5 protein-coding genes are annotated in these 5,026 nt (G+C 36.1%); 4 read left to right on the top strand and 1 reads right to left on the bottom strand.

Features of this window, described 5'->3' with window-relative positions; genetic code table 11:
* Positions 1 to 290: 290 nt before the first annotated feature.
* From B3I52_RS06205 to B3I52_RS06190, 4 genes are all read left to right on the top strand, one after another.
* Positions 291 to 872, top strand: a complete 582-nt coding sequence (locus B3I52_RS06205; protein WP_293299585.1) for a hypothetical protein — start codon at positions 291 to 293, stop codon at positions 870 to 872.
* A gap of 21 nt (positions 873 to 893) precedes the next feature.
* On the top strand, positions 894 to 1,460 hold the full coding sequence (locus tag B3I52_RS06200) for a hypothetical protein (RefSeq protein ID WP_293299583.1): 567 nt from the start codon (positions 894 to 896) through the stop codon (positions 1,458 to 1,460).
* 353 nt (positions 1,461 to 1,813) lie between these two features.
* Complete coding sequence (locus B3I52_RS06195) at positions 1,814 to 2,269, top strand: JAB domain-containing protein (RefSeq protein ID WP_293299581.1); 456 nt, start codon at positions 1,814 to 1,816, stop codon at positions 2,267 to 2,269.
* A 927-nt stretch (positions 2,270 to 3,196) separates the two neighbouring features.
* Entirely contained in the window at positions 3,197 to 3,835 is a 639-nt protein-coding gene (locus B3I52_RS06190) for a DUF6266 family protein (RefSeq protein WP_293299579.1), read from the top strand.
* 58 nt (positions 3,836 to 3,893) lie between these two features.
* Here the strand turns inward: B3I52_RS06190 and B3I52_RS06185 are convergent, their stop codons facing one another.
* Entirely contained in the window at positions 3,894 to 4,814 is a 921-nt protein-coding gene (locus B3I52_RS06185; RefSeq protein ID WP_293299577.1) for a PfkB family carbohydrate kinase, read from the bottom strand.
* Positions 4,815 to 5,026 lie beyond the last annotated feature (212 nt).

Below are 5,026 nucleotides of genomic sequence, written 5' to 3'. Positions count from 1 at the left end.
GATTAATCGAGCTCAGGTTATTAGTGTTATTTTATGTTGTTGCATTTATGCTTTAATTATCATCAAAAATAAAAAATGATTCTTACTGACTTTATGTTGAAATGGGAAAATTTGATATACAACTAAAAATAACAGCCAATAGATTAACATCCAAAAATCAGAACTACCCTCCTAAGTAAAAGGAATTGATTTAAAATTTGGATATTACTCTAAACAATTAAATGATTTATTGAATGTCAGTTAATTGAGTTTTCGTAGATTTGTTTAACATTTAAATTAAACTCACTATTATGAAATATAAACTCACAGTACTACTTCTAGTAATTGTATCTTCTTTTTTAAGGGCTCAAACAAACACATCTGAGCATTTAATGTTTAAGGGCGTACCAATCGATGGAACCTTAAATCAGTATGTCTTAAAAATGAAACAGAGTGGTTTCGCTGCCGTAAGTTCGGAAAATGGTTTAGCTCTACTTAAAGGTGACTTCGCTGGCTTTAAGGATTGTTACATCGGTGTGTCAACTCTTAAAGAAAAAGATTTAGTACATAAAATTGCGGTATTATTTCCTTCTAGCGAAACATGGTCTTCACTTTCAGGTAATTATTTTACCCTAAAAGAACTACTAACCGAAAAATATGGAAAACCAACGGATGTAATAGAAAAATTTGATAATTACACACCGAACGACGATGGTGGAAAAATGAGTTCGGTTAAGCTTGATATGTGTAAATATTATACCACTTGGAAGATTGACAAAGGAGATATCCAATTGTCCATTGTTCAAAAGGATTATAAATGTTCAGTCAGTCTTCTGTATATTGATAAACTCAACAGCGATATTATTAGATCTAAAGCTAAAGATGATTTGTAACCATAATATTTATTGCGTAAGATGACTTTTGTAAAACGTCATAAATCGCCAAAAGAGATGGTGATAGAAGCTCTGGAAGAACATATATTTGCTGCTAAATATTTGCTTAACTATCGTAAACTTGACAAGCACGTATGGGCAAATGCAAACGGAGGTGTATTAGGTTTCCCTGCAACAATTTTACTTTTTGCAATTGTAGATACGATAGGCAGTTATTATAGAAATACTAATTATCAAATTCAAGTCGATGGTTTATCTACCACAATAGATGACGAAGGTTGGCAACATTTTAAAATATTAAATTCATTGTACTTCAATTTAAATCTAAGCACAGAGGATTTAAAACAAATTTATGTATTTGCAAGGAGCAAATTGGTACACAATTCGGTTATTGGTAGTAATTTCCTATTGAAAGCGAGCAACGATTCGCCTTTTATCGCCATTACAACTACAGAAAATTCTATTAAATACGTATTAAACTTGAAATCGTTTTGCAGACAATGTGAGCAAGCTATAATTAACTTTCGCAATAATGCAGATGAGATTTTCCAAAATAGTAAGATAGGCAGGAAATTGCCTGGTAAATAAGTTTTGAACGAGTGAAGTTTCAACTTATAATGCAGCAGACAAGAGCTCACTCTTCTAAAATCCAAACTTTCCCGTTTCATTAACCTATATATACCCCCTTTAATCAAACGATACTCTTTATAAGCTAAACCAGCTATCAATACCTCATTACAGTATTTCACCCAAAGAGAAATCTTGATTTGTAGTATGTGTTATTCATTAATCATTTAAACAAATTTACCCTTTCTCTCCAACACGCTTAAAGAAATTCCGCCATAAACGCTCATATGTCCGCACACAGTCTATTTATTGCGTTGCTTCTTTGCTTTTTGTAGAGAAAGGCTGATAGGGTTCCATAATTAATTTAAAATAATATGGAACAGAATTTATTTAAGGTTGCCGAAGTGCAACTCAGCTACAAACCTCATTTTAACGCACAAGAAAGACCACAGATTAGCAGCTCTAAGCAAGCTTACAATTTACTGATGGCTAACTGGGATATGGAGTTGATAAACTATATTGAACAGGCTAAAATGATTTTACTCAATCGTAATAACAGAGTATTGGGTATTATTAACCTTTCTACGGGTGGTGGAGCTTCTACGGTAATGGATAGTAGAGTTATATTCGCTACGGCATTAAAAGCGACCGCTACAAGTTTGATAGTTGCACATAATCACCCAAGTGGCAATCTAAGACCTTCCAGTGAAGATATTAGGTTAACAGAGAAATTGAAACAGGCAGGGAGGCTACTGGAGATAGAGGTTCACGACCACTTGATTGTAAGTGAAAGTAGCTATTATAGTATGGCGGAGGAGGGAATGATGTAGGGATTGAACACAAAAGGCTGAATTCCAAATGTACACTAGTTTCTGTATCTTTAAAAGGTAAATAGCTTTATATCAAAGCTATATAGAGGGATGAGAGGATGCTTAAAAAGCTTCAATAGGGATGAGATTAGGGATAGTAGGGATGAGAGGAAGCAAATTCAGTATGAAATAACTAGATTTAACACCGATAAATAAATAGATTAATTAATCACTCAGAACCACAATTGTCCTTAAACACTGCTTCAGAGCACTCGCATGCCTATAAAAAAGAAAAGAGACAACTCATCCAAGCTTGTCTCTCTTTCTAACCAAATATAAACCTGTATGAACGGGTTGCTCTTTATTCCAATTAAGGAGGAATTTCTAATTTTTTTTGTTAGTTCAAAACCAACAGCACAAAGGTATATATTATTTTTTGTTAGTGTATATGTTACACTAACAAAATTTTATTCTGCGCCTTGTTCTGACATTTTTATGACATTTAAAGTTGTTTTAGGGGCAATTACTTGAGTTTTTTGCATGTCTAGGGCTAGGCGCTTTGGTAACTGATACCTTAGTAAGGCGGTTGTTGCCTGCACACAAGCCAATAAATTGAGTAGGGCTATTCTCAACCTTAGTCCTGCTTTAACAGTGGGGTAAACGCTATCATAAATTTACCAATAGCTTTTCGTCCCGCCACAGGTTGGTCGCTGCTTTTTAGAGATTACTTTTATGATTAATCAAGCTTAGCTTCATAAGTACTATGCGTTGTGTTATTTTTTCATTTATTAAACGGGTATCATTCGGATATTAAACGGATATCATTCGGGTTTTAAATTAATATTTCCGTTTAATACCTGTATTATATTCGAAATATATACGAAATAATTAGCTGTTTTAGCTTGTTTGTTAGATAGTTAGTTGTTATATTGCATTAAGGAGGATACTATGGCAATTATTTCAAATGGAATTAACGGAGGCTTTAGTGGAAAAGCTGGTGCGGTGGTTGGCTATTATCGATTCGGAAAATGGGTGGTACGTTCGTTGCCAAAACCCAGTGCTAAGAGAAAAAAAGGCACCCCTGGGCAAAGGGCTAGCCGCTCGGTTTTTAATAAAATGCAATATTTTTTATCGCCTATACTCGATTATATTCGTATGGGTTTTGCACAGGAGGCTAAAACAAGGCAAATGACGGCACATAATGCCGCTAAATCTTACAACATGCGCCATGCTTTTAGTTCGGATGGAGAAATAGTTTACAGTAAAGTGCTCATTAGTATGGGGCAGTTGGTTGCCCCTGTTAATGCCAACATTGTAAAAAGCGATACTGGTTTTTGGGCGAGCTGGAATGATGATACGGATCATAAGACCGCCTTTTATGATGATAGGCTTATCTTTTTAGCTTATGATGTGCAAAATGAAAGAGCTTTTGGTACTAGGATTGGACCTGCCCGCAGTGAAAAGGAAGGTGGTATTGTTATTCCCGAAAGTGAACGAGGAAATACCTATCACATTTGGCTAGCTTTTGTAAGCGATCAACGTGATAAAATATCAAATAGCAGCTATATGGGTAGCTTCGAGTTTTAATAGCTAAAGTTTCGAAGCCTAGAAAGCCCCGAAACTTTAGGATAAACTAGCGTGTTGCTTATTTTGTAATCTCGAAGCTGCTTAAGCTTACAAACTGTTGCAAACGAGTGGCAATTTCTTCTTGGCTAAGCGCCAATAATCTTTCGGTGCCAAATTTCTCTACGCAGAATGATGCTAGGGCAGAGCCGTAAATTAAGGCGTTTTTCATGTTGTTGAAGTTAATGGTGCCTACTTTTGCCAGGTAACCAATAAAACCTCCTGCAAAAGTATCGCCAGCGCCAGTTGGATCAAACACGTCTGCTAAAGGTAAAGCCGGAGCAGAGAAAATTTTGTCTTCATGGAACAATAGCGCACCGTGCTCTCCTTTTTTAATGATCAGGTATTTTGGTCCCATGGTTAATATCTTATTGGCTGCTTTTACCAAAGAATATTCGCCAGATAATTGGCGGGCTTCCGAATCGTTAATGGTAAGTACATCTACCATTTTGATGGTTTCTAGGAGGTCGTCCATCATAATGTCCATCCAAAAATTCATCGTATCCAATACAATTAGTTTTGGGCGGTTTTTTAGCCTTTTAATTACGGTTTGTTGTATTTGCGGGGTGAGGTTGCCCAGCATCAAATATTCGCAATCTTGGTAGCTGTCTGGAATAATAGGGTCGAAATTTTCTAGTACATTTAACTCGGTAACCAAGGTATCGCGACTGTTCATGTCGTTATGGTATTTGCCGCTCCAGAAGAAAGATTTTTCGCCTGCTTTAATTTGTAAACCCTCGGTGTCTATACCGTGTTTGTTTAAGGTGTTGATGTCTTCTTTTTTGAAATCATCGCCCACTACGGCAACAATTTTTGTTTTATTGTAGAAGTAAGAAGCGGCCAAACTAGCAAAAGTTGCGGCGCCGCCAACTATTTTATCCGTTTTTCCGAAAGGAGTTTCAATGGCATCGAAAGCCACAGTACCTATGATTATCAGGCTCATACGTTGTGTTTTGTAATTTTTGTCTTTTTTTTCGATACAAATATTGCATAAATAATTTAAAAGCCCTAATATTGCATTCCCAAAACGAACAAGGCTGTTCAATTGATAGATGGCATTTGATAACGTTTTGTTTAAACCGGTACTCCCGAATAGCTCAGCCGGTTAGAGCATCTGACTGTTAATCAGAGGGTCGCTGGTTCGAGCCCAGCTTC

Source organism: Pedobacter sp. UBA4863 (assembly GCF_002399615.1).
GTDB lineage: Bacteria > Bacteroidota > Bacteroidia > Sphingobacteriales > Sphingobacteriaceae > Pedobacter.
Note: the sequence above shows the minus strand (reverse complement) of the source record. Positions and strands in the feature narration are given on the sequence as shown.